Annotated in this window: 20 protein-coding genes; 8 read left to right on the top strand and 12 right to left on the bottom strand. The window is 40.4% G+C overall.

Annotated features, from left to right (window positions below):
• Window positions 1-80: 80 nt before the first annotated feature.
• The 4 genes from C5470_RS02350 to C5470_RS02335 all read right to left on the bottom strand — a co-directional run bounded on the left by C5470_RS02350 (window position 81) and on the right by C5470_RS02335 (window position 4,215).
• Window positions 81-1,199, bottom strand: a complete 1,119-nt coding sequence (locus C5470_RS02350) for a lipase family protein (RefSeq protein ID WP_166285638.1) — start codon at window positions 1,197-1,199, stop codon at window positions 81-83.
• Window positions 1,200-1,679: 480 nt separating this feature from the next.
• Window positions 1,680-2,789: a lipase family protein gene (locus C5470_RS02345; RefSeq protein ID WP_166285636.1), complete on the bottom strand. Its 1,110-nt coding sequence runs from the start codon at window positions 2,787-2,789 to the stop codon at window positions 1,680-1,682.
• Window positions 2,790-3,171: 382 nt separating this feature from the next.
• Window positions 3,172-4,008: a 3-mercaptopyruvate sulfurtransferase gene (gene sseA, locus C5470_RS02340; protein ID WP_166285634.1), complete on the bottom strand. Its 837-nt coding sequence runs from the start codon at window positions 4,006-4,008 to the stop codon at window positions 3,172-3,174.
• Window positions 4,009-4,053: 45 nt separating this feature from the next.
• Window positions 4,054-4,215 carry a hypothetical protein gene (locus C5470_RS02335; RefSeq protein WP_166285632.1) on the bottom strand — a complete coding sequence of 54 codons (162 nt, stop codon included), beginning with the start codon at window positions 4,213-4,215 and terminating at the stop codon, window positions 4,054-4,056.
• A gap of 146 nt (window positions 4,216-4,361) precedes the next feature.
• Here C5470_RS02335 and dinG point away from each other — a divergent pair, with 146 nt between their 5' ends.
• On the top strand, window positions 4,362-6,497 hold the full coding sequence (gene dinG, locus C5470_RS02330; RefSeq protein ID WP_166285630.1) for an ATP-dependent DNA helicase DinG: 2,136 nt from the start codon (window positions 4,362-4,364) through the stop codon (window positions 6,495-6,497).
• A gap of 61 nt (window positions 6,498-6,558) precedes the next feature.
• Here dinG and C5470_RS02325 read toward each other — a convergent pair whose 3' ends face one another.
• The 3 genes from C5470_RS02325 to rhtA all read right to left on the bottom strand — a co-directional run bounded on the left by C5470_RS02325 (window position 6,559) and on the right by rhtA (window position 8,759).
• The gene (locus C5470_RS02325; protein WP_166285628.1) at window positions 6,559-6,780 is read right to left on the bottom strand and encodes an alkylphosphonate utilization protein; all 222 of its coding nucleotides are present in this window, start codon (window positions 6,778-6,780) and stop codon (window positions 6,559-6,561) included.
• 222 nt (window positions 6,781-7,002) lie between these two features.
• Window positions 7,003-7,509: a DNA starvation/stationary phase protection protein Dps gene (gene dps, locus C5470_RS02320; protein WP_166285626.1), complete on the bottom strand. Its 507-nt coding sequence runs from the start codon at window positions 7,507-7,509 to the stop codon at window positions 7,003-7,005.
• Window positions 7,510-7,868: 359 nt separating this feature from the next.
• On the bottom strand, window positions 7,869-8,759 hold the full coding sequence (gene rhtA, locus C5470_RS02315) for a threonine/homoserine exporter RhtA (protein WP_166285624.1): 891 nt from the start codon (window positions 8,757-8,759) through the stop codon (window positions 7,869-7,871).
• Window positions 8,760-9,225: 466 nt separating this feature from the next.
• Between rhtA and C5470_RS02310 the strand changes: the two genes are divergently transcribed.
• On the top strand, window positions 9,226-9,789 hold the full coding sequence (locus C5470_RS02310) for an LOG family protein (protein ID WP_166285622.1): 564 nt from the start codon (window positions 9,226-9,228) through the stop codon (window positions 9,787-9,789).
• 137 nt (window positions 9,790-9,926) lie between these two features.
• Here the strand turns inward: C5470_RS02310 and C5470_RS02305 are convergent, their stop codons facing one another.
• A complete protein-coding gene (locus C5470_RS02305) occupies window positions 9,927-10,337 on the bottom strand; it encodes a toxin (protein WP_166285620.1) in 411 nt (136 codons plus the stop codon).
• A 1,125-nt stretch (window positions 10,338-11,462) separates the two neighbouring features.
• Between C5470_RS02305 and C5470_RS02300 the strand changes: the two genes are divergently transcribed.
• From C5470_RS02300 to C5470_RS02280, 5 genes are all read left to right on the top strand, one after another.
• Window positions 11,463-12,062, top strand: coding sequence for a TetR/AcrR family transcriptional regulator (locus C5470_RS02300; protein WP_166285618.1), 600 nt, complete (start codon window positions 11,463-11,465; stop codon window positions 12,060-12,062).
• Window positions 12,063-12,184: 122 nt separating this feature from the next.
• Window positions 12,185-13,222: a zinc-binding dehydrogenase gene (locus C5470_RS02295; protein ID WP_166285616.1), complete on the top strand. Its 1,038-nt coding sequence runs from the start codon at window positions 12,185-12,187 to the stop codon at window positions 13,220-13,222.
• Between the two features lie 52 nt (window positions 13,223-13,274).
• Window positions 13,275-14,432 carry an iron-containing alcohol dehydrogenase gene (locus C5470_RS02290; RefSeq protein WP_166285614.1) on the top strand — a complete coding sequence of 386 codons (1,158 nt, stop codon included), beginning with the start codon at window positions 13,275-13,277 and terminating at the stop codon, window positions 14,430-14,432.
• Between the two features lie 74 nt (window positions 14,433-14,506).
• Window positions 14,507-15,001 carry an aminoglycoside 6'-N-acetyltransferase gene (gene aac(6') / locus C5470_RS02285; protein WP_166285846.1) on the top strand — a complete coding sequence of 165 codons (495 nt, stop codon included), beginning with the start codon at window positions 14,507-14,509 and terminating at the stop codon, window positions 14,999-15,001.
• Between the two features lie 329 nt (window positions 15,002-15,330).
• Complete coding sequence (locus C5470_RS02280; protein WP_166285612.1) at window positions 15,331-16,926, top strand: ABC-F family ATPase; 1,596 nt, start codon at window positions 15,331-15,333, stop codon at window positions 16,924-16,926.
• Window positions 16,927-16,992: 66 nt separating this feature from the next.
• Here the strand turns inward: C5470_RS02280 and moeB are convergent, their stop codons facing one another.
• The 4 genes from moeB to C5470_RS02260 form a co-directional block, all read right to left on the bottom strand.
• Complete coding sequence (gene moeB, locus C5470_RS02275; protein WP_166285610.1) at window positions 16,993-17,745, bottom strand: molybdopterin-synthase adenylyltransferase MoeB; 753 nt, start codon at window positions 17,743-17,745, stop codon at window positions 16,993-16,995.
• Window positions 17,745-18,986: a molybdopterin molybdotransferase MoeA gene (gene moeA / locus C5470_RS02270; RefSeq protein ID WP_166285608.1), complete on the bottom strand. Its 1,242-nt coding sequence runs from the start codon at window positions 18,984-18,986 to the stop codon at window positions 17,745-17,747. Before moeA ends, moeB begins: the two co-directional genes overlap by 1 nt.
• 69 nt (window positions 18,987-19,055) lie before the next feature.
• Window positions 19,056-19,493 (bottom strand): GNAT family N-acetyltransferase, encoded by a 438-nt coding sequence (locus tag C5470_RS02265; protein WP_166285606.1) that lies wholly within the window; start codon window positions 19,491-19,493, stop codon window positions 19,056-19,058.
• A 151-nt stretch (window positions 19,494-19,644) separates the two neighbouring features.
• Window positions 19,645-20,469 (bottom strand): SDR family NAD(P)-dependent oxidoreductase, encoded by an 825-nt coding sequence (locus C5470_RS02260; protein ID WP_242687788.1) that lies wholly within the window; start codon window positions 20,467-20,469, stop codon window positions 19,645-19,647.
• 265 nt (window positions 20,470-20,734) lie between these two features.
• On the opposite strand from C5470_RS02260, the gene C5470_RS02255 reads away from it, so the two are divergent.
• The gene (locus tag C5470_RS02255; RefSeq protein ID WP_166285842.1) at window positions 20,735-21,922 is read left to right on the top strand and encodes a YbfB/YjiJ family MFS transporter; all 1,188 of its coding nucleotides are present in this window, start codon (window positions 20,735-20,737) and stop codon (window positions 21,920-21,922) included.
• The last annotated feature ends 47 nt before the right edge of the window (window positions 21,923-21,969 follow it).

Below are 21,969 nucleotides of genomic sequence, written 5' to 3'. Positions count from 1 at the left end.
GAATGGTTTATTGAAACTAATGGAACCTTTAATAAAGGCCCCATTATTGCTAATTAAAAAATAGATATGATAGGATAAAATTATGTAATGTTAATTTTATCTTTGATTAAAAACGAGAAGAGATCGATAATACTTTGCAATAGGGTATCGTTAATCACAACAATATCGTAATTAGTGGGTGGGTTCGAACCATCATTAGTGACTGTGAAACTCAGTCCATACTCTCTGTGATAGGCGTGAATATGTTGATTTCCTATGTTAATAAATAAGTCTTTGAGGGACTTTATCGGTATCGTCGGAATTTCTGAATGAAAGGGTAAATCTGGGAAAATTTGAGTGTATCTTTTATCTTGGACAAGAAGGATAAGCGTATTAACTGCTGCTGTTAATATCGGATAGATAGCCTTAATTTTCTCTAACCCATCTATATACCAGGCCAGAGGAACGACATCGATACTATTATGAATCCTTAGAAAATCACTTTCATAACCAGCTGATAATGCTTCATTAAAAACAGATTCAGAATAGGAGGCGAAAATATCATTACCGGCAGTTGGGCCGGCAAAGGAACAAACATTAATGCGGATATTATTGTTTCCTTTATCAAGGTACCGTCTCTTTAGATATAAACCAAGGGTAGAAGCTAGAATGCCCCCTAAACTGTGTCCTGTGATGGTAATATTTTGTATTCCTTCTTTCAGGGCAATTTTATCGATGGCGTCAGTTAGCGATTCGCCATAACCCGGAGGATTGTTGCTTTTTATTTGGTTAATAATGTAATCTAGTGCCAAATTTGTTCCGTAAGCAATCTTAGCATTTTTAGGCGCTTTTGGATCCCATTTTGACCAGTCTTTAGTTTTACAGACAATAAGGTCTTCATTAATCCAGTTAATATCAGACCATGACCCCCGAATGACAACGCGATAGTCATTTGGATCATGGAGACTTTGTACAATGAATAAAACGTGATCATCCTTTTTATCTATAACACTTTTTTCCTTATCAGCACTGCCAGCACGAAACACTGCTGGTCCCCAAACGATAGAAAATTTATTCGCTGTAGCTTGACTGCTTTCCAATGATTTTTGAATATTTGCCGAAACGATGCCCGGCTCTGGTTTTGGTGTTTTCATGCCCCCAGAATTAATAATAAAGCTCAGTGCGAGATTTAACTTTTGATCTTCACGAGAAATAGACATTTTCACTCCCTATTCTTTCATATGATAAGTATTAATTCGAGCTATCAGTTTAAAATTTAAGATTTAATTCTTTTAGTCTTCCATTCAGATAAAAAACAGGATTAAACTTAAAGTTAATAATAACTTTTAAATCTGTCAAATAGGTCCATGGAATTTTCTTATATTATTTTATTTGATCAAAAGGTGAATTATTTATTGTGAAATTAAAAACAAACCATAATAATTATATATTGACTAATTATAAGTAAATATTATTACGATTATTCATGGTTATGTTAATTATTCAATGTGAAATAATAGCTTTTATACTATCTGTAAAAATAATTTATGGAGGCGGATTAGGCTAATAAGAACAATTTTATTTATATATTTAAGCGACGATTGTATAAATTAATGGAGCCTTTAATAAAGACCCCATCTTTGTTAAGTAAAATACAGATCTAATATAACCAAATTATACAATATTAGTGTTATCTTAAGTTAAGGAAGCTGTATAAGTAAGAAATAGGCGACAATATCTTGAGATAGATTACTGTTAATAACGACAATATCATCAATAGGTGGTTGAGTGCCGTCATTCACTTCAACTAAATTCATGCCGTATTTATCCGCATATGCTTTAATATGTTGGAAAATAACTTGATTATTTAAATCTGGTGACGATTCTAAAATCGGTGCTGTAAAAGGTAAATCTGGTGTGAGTTTTGTGTAACCTTTATCTTTCACAATCAGGACAATCTTGTTAAACTTATTAATTAATTTCTCATCTATTTTAATTAATGGTTCATAGATAGTTGGTATCTTTTCTAATCCATCCAGGTGCCAAATTAAGGAAATAATATCCTTATGGTTATGGATCCTTAAAAAGTGACTCTTATAATTCGTTGTTGATATGCGGTTAAAAACAGATTCAATGTAAGATGCAAAAGTACCATTACTGATAATTGGGCTGGCAAAAGCACAAACATTAATACGAATATTCCTTTTTCCCTTATTAATATATAATCGTTTTAAATATACGCCAAGCGTAGAAGCCAACGCACCTCCCAAACTGTGACCGGTGATGGTAATATTATGTATTCCTTTTTCCAGGGCAATTTTATCAATTGCATCAATGAGTGATTTGCCATAGCCAGGTGTATTGTTGCTTTTTGCTTGGTTAACAATATAATCTAAGGCTAAGTGTGTTCCATAAGAGATCTTAGCGTCTTTGAATTCTTCCGGGATATTAGGATCCCAGAGTGACCAATTTACCGTTTCGTGCACCGCAAAGTTTTCGACTTGCCAGTTAACATCAGACCATGATCCCCGGATAACGATTCGATAGTCATATGGGAATCTGCGATTTCTCACAATAAATAAAACATGATCGTCTTTGTTATCTTTAGAGTTTTCCCCATTATTAACCCGGAAAACAGCCGGTCCCCAAACGATAGAGAATCTGTTGGCGGTAACTTTACTCTTTTCCAGTGATTCTTTAATATTTTCCGAAACGATAGCCGGTTCGGATTTTTCTGTTATTATACTGCCTGCACCACTGATAAAGCTGAGTGCGAGATTTATTTTTTGATCTCTAAGAGAAATAATCATTTTTACTCTCCATTTTTATTATATAAATTCTGATATTATGCTCTGATTAAAGTATCAATACTCAACCCTTTTAATTTTCTGTTTAGATAAATTCAGAGTTGAATTTTAAATTAATGATAATATTTAAATTTGTCAAATATATGCGTTATATTATTTTATATCACTTTGTCTGATAAAAAAGAGTGTTGATTAATAAATTAAAAGAAAATTGGATAATCGGGATTGTGAAATATAACGATATGGAAATTATTTCTTAGATTTGTGCGATTTTTAATAAATAGATTAATTTATTAAGGTTAAATAATAGTTTTTATTTAAAAATTCAATGGCTGGCAATTTATTTATTAAAGGGCATAGGGTAAATATGCCCTGGAGTATTTAATTATTTCTCAAGTGGCAGGGTATCATCTGCTCCCCATTCAGCCCATGAGCCGTCATATAAATAAATATCTTTCTTACCGATGATATTTAACCCCAATACTAAAACAGCAGCTGTCATACCAGAGCCACAACTGGCAATAATCGGTTTGTTTAAGTCAACGTTTTGCTTACGGAAAATATCTGCAATTTCAGTTTCTGATTTAAAGTGACCATTCTCTACCAACATAGTCCACGGAACGTTTTTACTGCCGGGAATATGGCCCATTCTTAACCCAGGGCGTGGTTCTGGTGCTCTAGCTTGAAAACGGTCCATTGCTCTGGCATCAACAACCTGAGTTTGTGGATCATTTAGCGAATCCAGAATGTGTTTCAGTGATTTCACATTGCCGGCATTGAAATTGGTATTAAAAACCTGAGAATTGCGTTTCACTTCACCTGATTCTGTCGGAAATCCTGCCTGCTGCCAGCCTTGTAAACCACCATCAAGAATACGGACATTACGACTGCCAAATACCTTGAATGTCCACCATGCACGAGGAGCCGAGAACATATTTCCCTGGTCATAAACCACAACCAAATGATTTTCGCTGATCCCCATTTCACCAGCAGCCTGGCTGAAAGCTTGCGGGTCTGGCAGCATATGAGGTAACCCGATTTGATGATTGGCAACTTTATCCAAATCAAAAAATTGGGCGCCGGGAATATGTGTATTCAGCCAAAGCTGATGACAATCAATTTGCTGAGGTGGTGGTGGTGCAGTCGCATCAAGGATGACGAGGTTTTCATCATCAAGATGATCTTTTAGCCATTGTGGACTGACAAAGTATGCATTATTCATGGGATCCCTCACTTGATACAAAAGTATAGATAGTGTTGCGCCCTGTTATTGTTGCTGTACTGGCGCTATGGTTGTCTCTTGCTGTTGATTGGTTGGGGATTCTATCGGTGTGGTTGAACGGGTATACATATTAAGACCTGCTAAGAATACGCCACCGATTGAACCGAATGCAAAGAGCGCGATGAAAGTGATAAGTAATTTGTTCATTTTTATTCCCAACTGCCATAGAAAATAGGCAGTATATCGGGTTCTGAATAGCTGACAAGGCAATTGGTTTTGTTACCCGATATGGAGCTGATTTTGTTCTTGCTCTGTGGGACAATAGCGCTCCGATTTTATGGCAGCAGAGTTCAATGGCACTTTCCGGTTCAATAAAAAATCAGATAAGCCTGTGGTATAAGGCATTACCTCAGCATATCAATGGCTTTATTCCCCGCACTCCACAGAGGCAGATGATTGCTGAAGTTGCAAAAACGCTTGCTGATCAGGAAGGGCGCCATTTGGTTATTGAAGCACCGACCGGAATCGGTAAGACTCTGTCTTATCTGCTCCCTGGCATTGCGATCAGCAGGGCGGAAAGTAAGCCACTGGTCGTCAGTACCGCTAATGTCGCTTTACAAGATCAGATTTACAGTAAAGATCTCCCTCTGTTGCGCAAAATCATTCCCGATCTGAAATTTACTGGTGCTTTTGGACGTGGTCGTTATGTTTGTCCACGTAATCTCGAAGCCATTTGTGCAACTGAGGGTGAACAGATAGATTTAATGTTTTTGGTTGAGGACAAAACAGAACTTGCCAGTAGTGAAGAAAGGGAACTTTGTCGCCGGTTGCGAAGTGACTACACAACGTTTGCTTGGGATGGATTGCGTGATCACCATAAACTGGCTTTGTCCGATATTTTGTGGGCGAAAGTCAGTACAGATAAGGCGAATTGTCTAGGCCGTAACTGTCAGTATTATCATCGCTGCCCATTTTTTATTGCCCGACGTGAGATCGAAAATGCAGATGTGGTGGTCGCTAACCATGCGTTAGTGATAGCGGCATTAGAGAGTGAATCGGTATTCCCTGATGCTAAAAATTTGTTGTTGGTACTTGATGAAGGGCATCATATACCGGATGTTGCCAGGGATTCTCTGGAAGTTGAAGGGGAAATCACCTTGTTTCAGCTTAATGGTCAGCTAGATACTTTTATCCGTCATGTTGAGCAATATCTGGTGCAATTTCGTCCGGCAAAGCCACCACGTCTGGCTAATGCCGGTCGTCTTAATGAACACAGTGAAAAATTACGGGAATGCTTTAAGGAGCTTGCCACTATCGCGCAGGCATTTTTACCTGAAAATAATGAAGTAGATGAATACCTGTTTGAGATGGGGAAACTGCCGGATAGTTTGCGACTTTGTTGCCAGCAACTGTTTAAACTGACCGATGGTTTACGGGGATTAGCAGAAGCGATACTGAATGATCTGACTGAGCAAACGGCTAAACAGGATATTGTCCGGTTGCATCGGTCTATTTTGCATACCAGCCGCACACTGGGATATTTCGAAAATATGACTAAACTGTGGCGTCTGGCTGTGTTGGAAGAGTCATCCAATGCGCCGGTGTCAAAATGGCTGAGACGCCGTTATGAAAGAAATCAGTCACACCTCTACTTCCATTGCGCCGGTATCAGAGTCAGTGAACAGCTCAATCAACTGCTTTGGCGTAATATTCCTCATGTGGTTGTGACATCAGCAACGCTTCGTTCCTTGAACAGCTTTTCCCGTATTCAGGAATTAACCGGGTTAACTGAAAAAATGGCTGACCGTTTTGTGACGCTGTCATCACCTTTTGATCATGTGCGGCAGGGGAGATTGGTTATTCCCAAAATGTCATTGGAGCCGACACTTGATAATGAAACCGCTCATTTGGCGGAAATGGCGCGTTATTTCAGGACTCAATTGCTGAGTCAGCAACATAAAGGTATGTTGATTTTGTTCAGTAGCCAAAGGGCGATGGATATCTTCCTCTCTTATGTGACGGAGTTACGTCTGATGTTGCTTGTACAGGGTGATCAGCCACGTTATCGGTTAGTTGAAACACATTGTCAGCGTATAAATGAAGGACAATGCAGCGTATTGATTGGATTGCAATCTTTTGCTGAGGGGCTGGATTTAAAGGGGGATTATCTGTCCCAGGTTCACATTCATAAAATCTCATTCCCTCCAGTTAATAATCCGGTCATTATCACTGAAAACGAGTGGTTGAAATCACTTAAACGTTATCCTTTTGAAGTACAGAGCTTGCCAAGTGCTTCTTTCAGCCTTATCCAGCAAGTAGGAAGACTTATTCGTAGTCATGAGTGTTATGGTGATGTGGTTATTTATGACAGGCGTTTACTGAGCAAAAGATATGGTTCGAGGTTGTTGAAGGCACTGCCGGTTTTCCCTATTGAACAGCCGGAAATCCTTTCAGAGGCGGAAATCAAACAATTGAAAAAGGATAAATAACTTACCACGAAAAACTGTAATTTATTTATCCTTTATGAATAAAATCAATAAAAAAGGCTATTTATCCTACTTTTTTCAGAAAACAGGTTTTCAATACCAAGCCTTTGATTTTATCTGCGTTACATTCGATCTCATCTTCGCGATGGTTCAGACGAATATTTTTGATGATAGTGCCGCGTTTTAACGTCGCTGATGTGCCTTTTACTTTCAGATCCTTGATGACCTGTACAGAATCGCCATCATTGAGAATAGTACCATTGCTGTCTTTTACTTCGGTATCCATTTTATTATTTCCTCAAGTTATTTATGAAAATAAACTTGGATTATAGACAATTAATGCTGGTTTTTAAAGGATATGGTGAAGTTTGTCTGTATGGAGGGTATTTTATGATATTTTTCTGTGCCGGAGTATTGAGTGATAAAGGGTTGAAATAAACAGTCCCCCGTTGTTAACAGGGGGGACTGTGAGTAATGCAGAGCTCTTAATGTAACGGCTCTTTATATTTTATTGCTCAACGCCTGCTTCAATAAACCATAAGAATTTGTCGAGGTCACGGGAGGCCGCGGTGAACATATCTGCGGTATTTTCATCTTCAACCTCACCAATTGCTTCGCGGATATCATTAGCGACAATGGCATAACGGTCAGCCAGTGCTTTTAGATGATCTTGCACGTCATGTATATTCGTTGGGTAGCTTCTCAGTAAAGTGCCTTTATTAACTTCTTGTACTGTTCCGAGAGCTATTCCGCCAAGTTGTACAACTCTTTCTGCAAAAATATCCAGATGTTCAATAATCGTGGCACGAAAGTTATCCAGCATTTCATGGATGGAAATGAAATTTCTGCCGCGCATGTTCCAATGTGCCTGTTTGGTTAGCAGGGAAAGATCAATAAATTGAATCACCATATGGTTTAAAATTTCAATTGTTTCTTGCTTGACGCTATCATCGACATCATTACGAGTATAAAGTAGTGTGGATGGTGCTGTTTTGACTAATTTGGCAGTACCCATAATAATTTTCCCCCAGTATTAATAATGAGCTTCTCATTTATTGGGATGAATGTAACTCAATATTAGTCTTAAATCATATAGCTTATTCCTATTAAATCAATAGTTCATTATTATAAAGTTTTTTTAGGTGAGAATAATCATACTTAATCTATTAATTTTATTATCTATCAATAGAGCGATAATTTTTCTGGAAATTATTATCTTGAGGTTTTACAGATAATATTGGAAATGTAATTATTGCTTGAATAAATATGTGTTAATCATTTATCGATGAATTGTAATGATTATGTTTATAAATAACCGGAGAATTATTTTATTAACTACTCCGGTTTTTTTTCTATTTCGATTAGATAAAGCGATTAATCGATTTTGGTGATTTTAGGTTTTCCTTTAATCGTTGATGTAGAACCGATAGAGGCAAGAATAATACAAAATAGTGCCAGCCATTGAATTATGGTTAGGTGTTCATTGAGGAATATAATACCAGATAGAGCACCAAGTGCTGGCTCAAGACTCATCAGAGTACCAAATGTCTTTGCAGGTAAACGGGTCAGAGCAATCATTTCCAGCGTATAGGGGAATGCTGTGGACAGAATAGCTATTGCCAGCGCCAGAGGCATAATTGATATATCAAATAACAGTTCTGGCCCTGTTTGGATCAGCCCCACAGGGAAAAATATCAGAGCCGCAATAAATGAACCGATAGAAACCGTTGCTGCGCCATGACCTGCTCCGGCGCGTTGACCAAAAATAATATACAGTGCCCAGCAAACGCCGGCACTGAGTGCATATATGATACCTACAGGATCCAAACTATCAATATTATTGCCAATGGGCAGCAGGAAAGCCAGACCGGTGATAACCAGAGCGACCCAGAGAAAATCTATTGGCCGGCGTGATGAAAACATGGCTACGGCCAGTGGTCCGGTAAACTCAAGAGCGACGGCGATACCTAAAGGAATTGTTGTCAGCGCCATATAAAATGTATAGTTCATTGCTCCAAGAGCAATACCATAGGTAAGCAATGGCATAATTGAATTTCGGTGAAAACTCAGGCGCCAGGGTTTAAAAATAATGAACAGAATGACGGTTCCAAGACCCAGCCGCAAGGCGGTAACGCCAGGTGCGCCAATAACTGGAAACAGCGTTTTGGCAAGAGAAGCACCACTTTGAATTGATGTCATGGCAAGTAGTAACAATATTATAGGTATTAACGGAAAGGCACTCTTTTGGCGCTTGGAAGAAGACATCCGGGCAAAACCTCAATTAAAATCAAGTGATCTAGCCGATAATCTTCGCAGTGAAACGCAGATAATTCAATAGGTTTAGAGAATATAATTTTAGAGAAATATTTTTCATTTATTAGACTATATCATATATGGATAGTGAAATCATATTTCATAATTGGAATGAAATCCTAAAAAATGATGTTTTGTTTTAATATATTGATAATTTTGGGTTTAAAGGTGATGAAAGTATTTATAACAATCTGAAAAATATGTTTTAATTATTAAGTATAAATTACGATTATTGTGAACATAGTATAATAATCGCCGTTCCTATTTTTTTCTTTTTCATTTGTTAAATTATTTTATTTTTCCTGATGTCAATTTTTTTGATTTAAGTTATCTTTGTGCATAAGTGAGTTGTATGACTGTAATACTAACGTATAATCATATCTTTCACTGTAAAGATGAAGTAACAGGAGCTTAGATAATGAAAAGTATTGCTGTTTATTGTGGTTCAAGCTTGGGTGTCTCTGGAATCTATAAAGAAAATGTCATTATCTTCGCAAAAGAATTGGTTAAGCGTGATATTACTCTGATTTATGGTGGGGCCAGTGTGGGTATTATGGGAACTGTTGCTGATACTGTTCTGAAAGAGGGGGGAAAAGTTATCGGTGTTATTCCAACATTATTGGAAGGGCGTGAAATATCGCATAAAAATCTGACGGAATTATACGTTGTTGAGACTATGCATCAGCGTAAAAGTAAGATGATTGAGTTAGCTGAAGGTTTTGTTGCTTTGCCTGGCGGCTTTGGCACGTTGGAAGAGTTCAGTGAAGTATTTACCTGGAGTCAGATTGGGCTGCATACTAAGCCTTGCGGTATCCTGAATATCAATAACTTTTATGATCCGCTGATTGCCATGATCAATAAAATGGCGGATGAACAATTCTTGCATGAAAAATATCGTCATATGGCAATAATCGAACAAGATCCTGCCTGCTTACTTGATCGTTTTAATACTTATCTGGCGCCATCTGTGAAAACGTATTAAATTATAAAGAAATGAGAAAATGATGAAAGTTAATCTTTGATTAAGATATTTCTCAAAATAAATAAACCATTCCTGTTGGATAAATATTAGCTTAAATATTTCCTACAGGAATGGTTGTTAATATTAATGATTAAGCATTAGCTTACAATAGTATATTCTACGATTGGATTATTACCATTCTCTGCTGAGTAAGATAAATGTAAATCATCACCTTCATAGTCTGTTGATATTGAGTAGCTGCTGCTTCCGATCAGAGGGTTATTCCATGTAATATAAATACTGTAAATTTCACCTTTACTGTCTACAAATACATAAGTACAGCGCCCTGCAACACCACCTAGCAGACTGTTTGAATCACTTCTCCAAATGCCTTTTCCTGGGGTGTTATCACTGCTTTTATTAATTATTTGCGGAGGAAGAGTTGTCCACTCACCCTGATCCAAACGGATAGAATCCTGAATAAGTTTAAGCTTATATACTGATTTGTTAGTTATTTTTGCAATAACGCTGATTGGTGCTTTTAACGAAATCGCTTCAATCTCTGACATAATATTACCTCTTATAAAAAATTTAAAAAATATTTATTAAATACCAAAATTTTAATTTAACCCATTATGGTTATATAAAACACTTTGGTGTGGAACCGAATTTTTAATCATATTTTATGACTGGTTTTTTTACCTTTCATTAGAATTCCATTTCATAACTCTTCCTAAAAGTTAATTTATTTATATTTTGGTTTTTAACCCAATATTACAAATGTCAGTGTCGGTTTTTATCTTTTTAATAAGTTAAAATTAACAAGCAATCATTTGTTAAAATAAATATTCTGTAATTTCGGTGTTTTTTAAAGATACCTTTTATCTCGGATAAATGTCAATTTTTTTACCTTCTGAGTTTTGTTATAAAATAATAAGAGATTAATTATATCTTTATACTTAAAAACATAGATATAGATGATAAAATATGTCTATGTTTTTAATGGTTAATATGTAAAATAATTGTAATGGCAAACAAAAATAGATTGTCAGGTTTATAATTGACTAATATTGATTTCATTACTTATTGAGCGTTAATTCATCGCTGAATTGATGAAATGTTAATGCATTGTAATGTCTGATGGGAAAAGTTGGTGATGGATTGTATTTTTTTACATAACTGTAATCGTATATCCTAATTCAATAAACTTTGATTATTGTTCAGCGGTTTATTAATTTATTGATTAACAGATATTTTGATAATGAGCTAAAATTATATTCACTATTGGTATTATCACATTGTTGATGAAAATATCATAATAAAGAAAAAATTATTGTAAATTCAACGTCATTAATACTTAATATGTTTATTTGCGGTGTAATATGCCACTATTGGCTTCTCTTATTTCCTTTTTGTGTCTAATTTGAGAGTGCATTCGATATTAAATAAAACCATATAACGATATCGTTATATGATTCAACGTGAGTCATCAAAGCAGTTAATGGCGCATTCTTAATAATACATTATTCTATTGATGATATTTTGTCGCAACATGTGCTTAAGAATCGAGTAATAAATCAGTAAGAAAATGGTAGGAATTTGTATTTATAGGAGAATTTTCTAATCTCTTTGCTGCCAAAAAAATCTTCATTTAAATTGTAGACGACTGGTCTAATTAGGTATAGGTTATATCTATGCAAACGAATAGATCCCCCCAAGATATCCGTCAGCACATCCTGGAAGTTGCCCGGCAATTTATTGGATGTAAAGGTTTTTCGGCTGTCGGACTCAATGAAATTCTCAAAGCGGCAGAAGTGCCGAAAGGCTCGTTTTACCATTATTTTGCGTCGAAGGAGGTGTTTGGCGCGGCTATGCTTGAAGATTATTTTACGTACTATCTCGAAAGAATGGATAACATCTTGGCGCGTAAAGAATGGACAGCTAAAGAGAATCTGCTGCAATACTGGCAGGGCTGGTTGGAGCCTTTTGGAGATGGCGCTTTCTGTGGGCAGAAGTGTCTGGTTGTCAAGCTTGGCGCCGAGGTCAGTGATCTCTCTGTGACGATGCGTTTGGTGCTGGAGAATGGTACAAGAAAGATCATTATGCGTCTTGCTGCTGTAGTAGAAAGAATTGTCGGTGAAGGTGGGTTAGAGTGTACTGCTGAAGAAACTTTTCCGCTGGCTGAAATGTTGTATCAGACTTGGTTAGGGGCGAGCCTGATGGCGAAGATCACACAAAGTAGTGTACCGCTACAGAGCGCTATGACTACTACAAAGCGATTGTTGAATGCATAACGAGTAAAAACACTGTTGTAGATCACTATTCAGCAGTGTTTTTTTATACTTAATGATTAGACGACTGGTCTACTCTTTGGGTATCCCGATGATACTGACTTTAATGTTGAAGGAGAATATAAGTGTTTCAAACGCAACAAATAAATCGCTGTATCGTACTGGCCTCACGTCCGCATGGTTTCCCGATATCCACTGATTTTCGTCTGGAACAGCAATCTATCCCTGAAATTAAGCAAGGAGAATTGCTGTTACGCACTGTTTTTCTTTCGTTGGACCCTTACATGCGTGGGCGAATGAGTGATGCGCCATCTTATGCACCGCCGATAGAACTGAATAGCGTTATGGTGGGTTCAACGGTGAGTCGCGTGGTGTCTTCAAATCATCGGAGATATCAGGCTGGTGATTGGGTACTGGCGTATAGCGGCTGGCAGGATTATGCCGTTTCCGATGGTCGTGGTCTCATCAACTTGGGACAATCTCCGGTTTACCCATCCTATAGATTAGGTGTGCTGGGTATGCCAGGTTTTACTGCTTATATGGGACTGCTGGATATCGGCCAGCCCAAAGCCGGTGAAACATTGGTTGTCGCTGCAGCAACGGGTCCGGTTGGTGCAACGGTAGGCCAAATCGGTAAGCTTAAAGGTTGTTATGTTGTTGGCGTAGCGGGTAGTGCAGAAAAATGTCGCTATGCTGTTGATGTGTTGGGATTTGATGCTTGTCTTGACCATCATGCTCCAGATTTTGCTGACCAGTTATCCAAGGCTTGTCCGCAGGGAGTTGATATTTATTTTGAGAATGTCGGCGGCAAGGTATTCGATGCAGTTTTGCCGTTGCTGAATACCTCTGCCCGCATTCCGGTTTGCGGCATGGCGTCTTACTACAACTCTACGAGCTTACCGGAAGGGCAGGATCGCTTGTTTTTGTTGATGGATAAATTGCTGCGAAAACGCATTCGGATGCAAGGATTCATTATTTTTGATGATTACGCTCCGCGTTTCGGTGAGTTCTGGCGTGATATGTCCATGTGGTTTGCCGAAGGGCAGATCAAATACCGCGAAGAGGTGGTGTCAGGTTTGGAAAATGCTCCAGAGGCATTCATTGGACTATTGCAAGGCCGTAATTTCGGTAAGTTAGTTGTTCGTGTCGGCCCCGATAATTAAATTCAGCGAAGAATGTTAAAGGATTATATCCGATTGATCTAGCGAGGTAATTATGCGAAATTTTGAGTATTACAACCCAACCAAAATCATTTTCGGTGAAGATACGATAAGGCGTCTTGATGACCTGGTGCCACGGGATGCGCGGATACTGATTCTCTACGGTGGTAGCAGCGCTGAAAAAACCGGGACATTGGATGAGGTCAGGTGTGCGCTGGCTGATCGGCCTATCCGAGAGTTTGGTGGTATTGAACCTAACCCGACCTATGAAACTATGATGAAAGCGGTTGAATTGGTGCGCAATAGTGAGGTGGATTTTCTGCTTGCTGTCGGTGGCGGCTCTGTGATTGATGGCACTAAATTTGTGGCTGCTGCTGTGAATTTTGATGGGGAACCTTGGTGTATTTTGGAAGAGCATGGTCGTAATATTCGTGGCGCTCTTCCGTTTGGTACAGTGTTGACTTTACCGGCAACGGGTTCAGAGATGAACAAGGTTGCTGTTATCACCAATAAGGCGAAACAAGCTAAACTGGACCTTATAAGCTCATTTGTTTTTCCTCGGTTCTCCATTCTTGACCCAACAAAGACCTATACGCTTCCGTTGCGTCAGGTGGCTAACGGGGTGGCTGACGCTTTTATGCATATTATAGAGCAATATCTGACTTATCCCGCCAATGGTATGGTGCAGGATCGGCTTGCTGAAGGATTATTGCAGACACTGGTTGAAATTGGCTCTCAGGCGATAAGCTCCCCAAATGACTACGATATTCGTGCAAATTTGATGTGGGCCGCGGCCTCTGCTCTTAGTGGGTTGGTTGGTGCAGGCGTGCCGCAGGATTGGTCCACACATATGATAGGACATGAATTAACTGCACTTTACGGTATTGATCATGCACGCACACTCTCCATTCTCCTGCCGGCAAACTTGCAAATTCGTCGGGAAAGCAAACGTGGCAAATTGTTGCAGTACGGTGAACGTGTTTGGGGCATCTCCAGCGGCAATGAAGAACAACGTATTGATCAAGCTATTGCACATACCCGCAGTTTCTTCGAGAATCTGGGGCTCGAGACTCGTTTGTCTGATTACAATCTCGGTGTTGATGACATTGAGCGTGTGATAGAACAGTTGGAAGCTCACGGGATGACCCAACTGGGTGAAAACAGAGATGTTACTTTAGATATTAGTCGTCAGATCTTGCAAGCAAGTCTTTAAACTGGAGGAATGCCCTGGGAACCCAGGGCTTCTTCCCACAACATTGGTATAGGAAAGAAATGCCTGAACTAAAAATGGATAACAAATATCAGCAATCATCATATATTCAGTCTGAAAATGAGCTTTATCGGATTGTAGTAAGCAGTAACCATAATTTTAACGATTGGTTGTATTTGCGAAATACATTATGGCCTGCGACATCAGAAGAAAAGCACAGAGATGAAATGAACTCGATTTTAGACTCTGATAGTAAAGCCGCTTTTCTAATCCAATCTGATACGAATGACTTTTATGGTTTTGCAGAGGCTTCACTTCGCCTTGAATATGTTAATGGATGCAGTTCTTCACCCGTTGCATATCTTGAAGGGATTTATATTGCTCCGGAATTAAGAAGAAAAGGTTTAGCAACTCGGCTTGTCAATCAGATTAAAAGCTGGGCTAAAGATCATGGATGTACTGAAATGGCGTCAGATACTGATATAAATAATGAGGGATCACAGGCTCTTCATTTGTCTCTTGGGTTTGTTGAGACAGAAAGAGTGGTTTTTTTCAAGAGATTAATTAAATAGGAATAAATGAAAAAAGGGAAAGAAGATAAGTTCGGTCATTTAAGAGCGAATATTGTATTAGGTGCATGTAAATGGTCCGATGCGAATGAGTGATGGTAACACTCCATAGAATAAATTATATCCCATTTGGGATATAATAATTGTTCGAGTTGTTTTAGGTAAATTTTAGGAAAATCAAAAATAACAAATTGTTGGTTAGTTTGGCGTTGATTCTCTAGTTTAAATAACGCTCAAAACTTCCCGCGATCTCTTAACTCTATTGTGGCATAATGCGCTGCTATCGATTTTTCCCAATTTCCCTTTTGTTTCTAAATTTAAGAGCGAATGCAGTGTTAAGTACAAACAACATCACCATGCAATTTGGCAGTAAGCCCCTGTTTGAAAACATTTCTGTCAAGTTTGGTAACGGCAACCGTTATGGTCTGATTGGCGCTAATGGTTCTGGTAAATCCACGTTTATGAAAATCCTTGGTGGCGATTTGACGCCGACTGCTGGTAACGTCAGTACGGATCCAAATGAACGTATTGGTAAACTGCGTCAGGATCAGTTTGCCTTTGAAGAGTTCACTGTACTGGATACAGTGATTATGGGACACACGGAACTGTGGCAAGTGAAACAGGAGCGTGACCGTATTTATGCGATGGCAGAAATGAGCGAAGAAGATGGCTATCGTGTTGCGGATCTGGAAGTGTCCTACGGCGAGATGGATGGTTATAGTGCCGAAGCGCGTGCCGGCGAGTTGTTGCTGGGGGTTGGTATTCCGGTAGAACAACATTATGGCCCGATGAGTGAAGTGGCCCCCGGCTGGAAATTGCGTGTTTTGTTGGCTCAGGCTCTGTTTTCTAATCCTGATGTTCTGTTATTGGATGAACCAACCAACAACCTGGATATTGATACCATTCGCTGGTTGGAGCAGGTGTTAAATGATCGAGACAGCACCATGATCATTATTTCCCATGATCGTCATTTCCTGAATACAGTTTGTACTCACATGGCAGATCTGGATTATGGTGAATTACGTCTATTCTCCGGCAATTATGATGAATATATGGTTGCTGCAACTCAGGCACGTGAACGTCTGCTAGCGGATAATGCGAAAAAGAAAGCACAGATTGCGGAGTTGCAATCTTTTGTCAGCCGTTTCAGTGCCAATGCTTCCAAATCAAAACAGGCGACTTCCCGCGCCCGTCAGATTGATAAAATCCAGTTGGATGAAGTTAAAGCATCCAGCCGTCAGAATCCTTATATCCGTTTTGAACAGGATAAGAAATTATTCCGTAATGCTCTGGAACTGGAAGGTTTGACGAAAGGCTATGACAATGGCCCGCTGTTTAAAAATCTCAATATGTTGCTGGAAGTTGGCGAGAAAATGGCGGTTATCGGTGCTAACGGTATCGGTAAAACGACTTTCCTGAAAACCCTGGTTGGTGAAGTAGAGCCAAACAGTGGCACGGTTAAATGGTCTGAAAACAGCAGCATTGGGTACTATGCTCAGGATCATGCCGGCGATTTTGACTGCGATCTGACGGTTTTCGATTGGATGAGTCAGTGGAAGAGAGAAGGGGACGACGAGCAAGCTGTCCGCAGCGTGCTAGGGCGTTTGTTGTTCGGTCAGGATGATATCAAGAAGAAAGTTAAGGTGTTATCTGGTGGTGAAAAAGGCCGGATGCTATTTGGCAAGCTGATGATGCAACAGCCAAATATTCTGATAATGGATGAACCAACAAACCACCTGGATATGGAATCCATTGAATCCCTGAATCTGGCCCTCGAATTGTATCAAGGGACTTTGATATTTGTTTCTCATGATCGGCAATTCGTCAGTTCACTGGCAAGCCGTGTTCTGGAAATCAGATCTAATAAATTCATTGATTTTAAAGGGACTTATGATGAGTATCTGAGAAGTCAGGGGATTACTGAGTAAGTGCTTTTGGGAAATAAGTTGTCCCGGTGTAGATAACTGGGGCAACTTATTTTCATCAGTGGATGGTTAGCTGTTGCACACTTCGCAATTTGGATCTTTAAGTAGTTTAATATCACGAAATTGCATCATCATGGCATCAAACAGTAAAACCTTTCCGCTGCTTACCTTGCCGTATCCAGTGAGCAGCTTGATGGTTTCCATGGCTTGCAATGTCCCAATGGTACCTACTAATGGCGCCATAACGCCCGTTTCTACACAAGTCAGGTTATTTTCACCAAACAGCCTGCTCAAGCAGTGGTAACAGGGGGCATCCAGTTGATAAGTAAATACGGACAATTGTCCTTCCATACGAATAGCTGCGCCGGAAACCAGTGGCGTTTTTCTGACGAGGCACAGGCGGTTCAACTGTTCGCGGATCGCCACATGATCAGTGCAATCCAATACAGCATCATTTTCGCTAATAAGTTCATCCAGTGCTTGATCTTCCAGCAATGCATCGACGGTTTTGATGGTGGCATGCGGGTTTATTGCTTGAAGCGTTATTTTGGCCGAGTGTACCTTAGCCATCCCGATGCGTTCATCTCGATGCAGGATCTGCCGTTGCAGGTTTGAGAGAGAAACGGTATCAAAATCCAACAGTGTTATTGTTCCCACGCCTGCTGCTGCCAGATACTGAGATGCAGCACAGCCTAAGCCACCTGCACCGACTATCAAGATCTTCGAGGATTTCAGTTTCTCCTGGCCGTCAAAATCAAATCCGCGTAGGACAATCTGACGGTTATAGCGTAGGGTTTCTTCGTCTGTCAGTTCAATGGTCATTATTTGTTTTTCAATAGATGATTGAACAATTCGATCTTAACAATTTCGCCAGTTTCTACCCGGTCACGTTCGCGCTCCAGAACGATAAAGCAGTTACCCAAGCTGAATGAACTGAATATGTGGGAGCCTTGGTGCCCTGTAGTGCGGACTTCCAGCTCACCTTGTTCATTCACAGAAACAATACCGCGTTGAAAATCTGTTCTTCCCGGTGTTTTTTTCAATGGCGTAGTCACCTTAGCATGGAGGCGCATTGGTGGTTGCCATGCTGTAAAACCGGACAGACGGGCAATTAAAGGTTGCACCAGTTGATAGAAGGTGAGGACAGCTGAAACTGGATTACCAGGTAAACCACAGAACCAGGCGTTTTTCAGTTTGCCAAAAGCAAAAGGTTTACCCGGTTTAATTGCCAGTTTCCAGAAACTGATTTCTCCCAGCTCATCCAACATCTGCTTGGTGTAGTCTGCTTCACCCACAGAGACGCCGCCACTGCTGATAACTAAATCAGCTTTTTGATCCGCTTCTTCGAAAACATTGCGCAAGGCTTTGGGATTGTCGGCAATAACGCCTAAATCAATAACGTCGCAGTCCAGTTTTTCCAACATCAGGCGAACAGCAAAGCGGTTGGTATCATAAATCTGGCCTTCTTTAAGTGGCTGACCGATGGCTTGCAGTTCATCACCGGTGGAGAAAATGGCAACTTTTAATTTGCGAACCACTTCGATTTTAGTGATTCCCAAAGAGGCAATCAGTGGCAATTGGGCGGTGGATAATTTACTGCCTGCCGGCAATACCACGGCTCCTTTGGGGATATCTTCGCCTGCCAGACGGATATTCTGGCCCCGTTTGGCTGGTTGAGAGAAAACAACACCATCATCAGTAACTTCTGTATGCTCTTGCATAATGACAGTGTCAGCACCTGCGGGAACAGGCGCGCCGGTCATAATCCGGATGCAGGTTGTTGCAGGCCATTCTCCCTGAAAAGGCGCGCCAGCCAGTGCTTTTCCTGCCAGAGGCAGGGGGATATTTTCATGCAAATCGGCATAACGAACGACATAACCATCCATTGCTGAGTTAGCAAAAGGTGGGACATTGATAGGCGAAATAGTATCTGCCGCGGTAATCCGCCCTGATGATTGGATGAGATTGATGGTTTCTGTATCAGTCAGTGGTGCAACTTGCGTCAGGAGTTTTTCCAGCGCTTGTTCCAAAGAGATCAATCCAGAGGTGTGACAGTGATCCATAATGGTGCTCCCAGATAGCATTTTGTAATAGCACCATTATGGCAGAGATCGTCATATACGTTAGTTATATTAAACTTTAATAATTGCCAACATGTCTTCACCGTCTTCATCCATACCGATTTCAATGAAACCAAAGCTGGAGTAAAAGTTTCGCGCTACAGGATTATTTGGGTTGTAACAGATTTCGATCTCTTCCAATCCATCTGTTCGCCTAATTTCATCAAGGGCCAGCAGCATGGCTTTGCGTCCAATACCTTTGTTTTGATAGTGCTGATCCACCATAAACCGCCAAATCGATATTCTCTGGTCTGTCTCAGGTACCCACATAAAAAATCCGACAGGTTTATCGTCTAAGCAAATTGTGCGTGTTTGGTATGAGGGGTTGAATTTTGACTCAACGAGTGACCACGTATTCTCTGCAACATATTCATACTGGTGATCGGCTACAGAGAGGTCACAGACATCTTCATAATTATCCTTATTTACATCAGTAAGGGTTATATGCATGCAATATCCTTTGAGAATTAGCTCATTTTTACAAGATAAACGTAGATATTATCTAATGTTTGCTCAGAGAGAAATAGCTGGCTACCAGAGTAAGTCCGATTGAATTTGGAGGCATCCAGCTATCAATATTTACTATGTGATCAGGTAAATTTTATAAAGTTTGACCGCTGTCAATCTTGATGATTTGCCCTGTCATTGCTTCTGCTTTTAGTAACATCAAGGTTATTTCTGCAACATCTTCTGGTGTTGAGATGCGTTCTAAAGGCAAATTTGTGCAGAGGGTTCGCATTTTCTCCTCCAGTCCTTTCCACCACCTGGTTTCGACCGCGCCTGGCGCCACGCAGTTAACCCTTATTGATGGCGCCAACGCACGAGCCAATGATCTCGTGAGCCCGTGAATGGCTGATTTGGAAACCGCATAGGGAATAGAAGAACCATAGCCGGTTTCGCCAGAGATACTACCGACATTCACGATAGCACTACCCGCTCTTTTCCTAAGATAAGGTGCTGCATACCGGCAACAATGAAATGTACCTTTCACGTTAACGTCAAGAATGGTATCCCAAATACTGTCGGATATAGATTCGAGATCATCAAATTGAAGTTGCTTTGTTGTCCCGGCATTATTAATCAGGTAGTCGATGCCGTTAAATTTTTCAGCAACAGTGTTGATCATTGCTTGCACCGCGGATTCGTCGGCAACATCGGCTTTGATCGCTATGGCTTGCCCTCCGTCCCTGATAATAGATTCTGTTGTTTCTTGAGCGTCAAGTTCACTTTGGGAATAGATAACTGCTACAGCAGCACCTTGTTTCGCCAGCATGATACTGATAGCCCGCCCTATACCGGTTCCACCTCCGGTAACAATTGCTGCCTTACCTTGGAATTCTTTATACATAAAAAGCTCCTTATTAATAATATTGGTACACACAACATGACAAATCATACATTTCTGGTAGCGGCTTGACAGTATCATTATGGCATTATTGAGAGCAGGCTCAGTTTATGTTGCGCGGTAACAGCCTGATTTAACCTTAGTAAAGGTGAACGAATAGAGTGGAGCACGAGATTTCAAATACTCTGTCGTTCCAGATACTGTAACTTAAGGCTTACTGAATACTTTATTAAGGGGAAGAAATAATTTACGTTTTTTTGTAAATTTTGTTAATCATAAGGGTGCATTGCATTTGGTTTTTGTTATAACTTATGAAAAGCGAATTAAAAATGATGTTTTCATGACGATGAGCAATTCAACTTCTTCCCTACCGAATCACAGCTATCAGGCTTTTCATATCGCAATGAGTGGTTTTTTAGCGCTGGTTGTTGCTATGGGAATTGGGCGTTTTACCTTCACTCCTCAAGTTCCCTTAATGATCGCAGAATCCCAGCTTAGTCTGACCGGTGCGGGTATCGTCGCCGCTTTTAACTATCTGGGATATCTGGCGGGTTCCTATGATGCGATGCGGGCGCGCCGTTTGATTGAATATCGGCTTTGGGCAGGATTATGGGGAGTGGTCATTATCACGTTGCTCTCTGCATTGCTGGATGGGCCGATATTACACAGTGCCGCCCGTTTTTTTATTGGTTGGGCAAGTGGTTTGACATTAGTGTTGGTGGCGGCATGGGTAAATGAGCAGTTAGCCAGCTTAAGCCGTCCTGCGTTGGGTGTTGCCATATTTGCGGGCCCCGGAGTCGGGATATTCGTTACTGGTATTCTTGCTGTTGGGATTCAGGCATGGCAACTGAGTGCTGCCGCAGCGTGGATGTTATATGGCATTATAGCGCTGATTGGTAGTGTTTATATCAGTCGGCATTTGCCCCGTCGCGGTAAACTACGTCGTTCACAGACTGAGGTGAAGAAGCTGACTTGGACACCAGCAATTAAGCGGTTGGTATGGAGCTACAGTTTAGCGGGGTTTGGTTATATTTTACCTGCCACTTTTCTTTCGCAAATGGCAAGTGATCGTTTTCCTGGCAGCTTGTTTGCTCAGTTTGTCTGGCCGATATTTGGTGGTGCCGCAGTTATCGGCATCGGTTTTGCAATTCTGACCCGTCATATGCTGACAACCCAAATCCGGCTGGCGATCACTTTATGGATCCAGGCCGCGGGGATTCTTATCGCTGAGATTTTACCGGGAATGAGTGGCTTGGCGTTAAGCGCTTTGCTGATTGGTGGTGGTTTTATGTGCGCGGTGCAAATGGCGTTTCAGTATGGGCGTGAACTGGCGCCAGAACATAGCCGTTATATGGCCGGGTTGCTGACTACAGTCTATGCTATTGGGCAGCTTGTTGGGCCGGTGCTGTCAGCGGTTTCCACTGCAATAACCGGGAAACTGGAACCTGCGCTGTATGTGGCATTGCTCACTCTGGTGATTGCCGGGTTACTGGTTTGTAACAGGAATAAATCCGTTGGTGAAGCTCGCGTGTGATGCCGTGAAACGCGCATACAAATATTGGTTTATCCCATATCCAAACA

Origin of the sequence: Photorhabdus stackebrandtii (assembly GCF_011189495.1) — a bacterium.
In the GTDB taxonomy this organism is placed as follows: Bacteria; Pseudomonadota; Gammaproteobacteria; order Enterobacterales; family Enterobacteriaceae; genus Photorhabdus; species Photorhabdus khanii.
The sequence above is the reverse complement of the archived record's forward strand: the minus strand, read 5'-3'. Positions and strand labels throughout refer to the sequence as shown.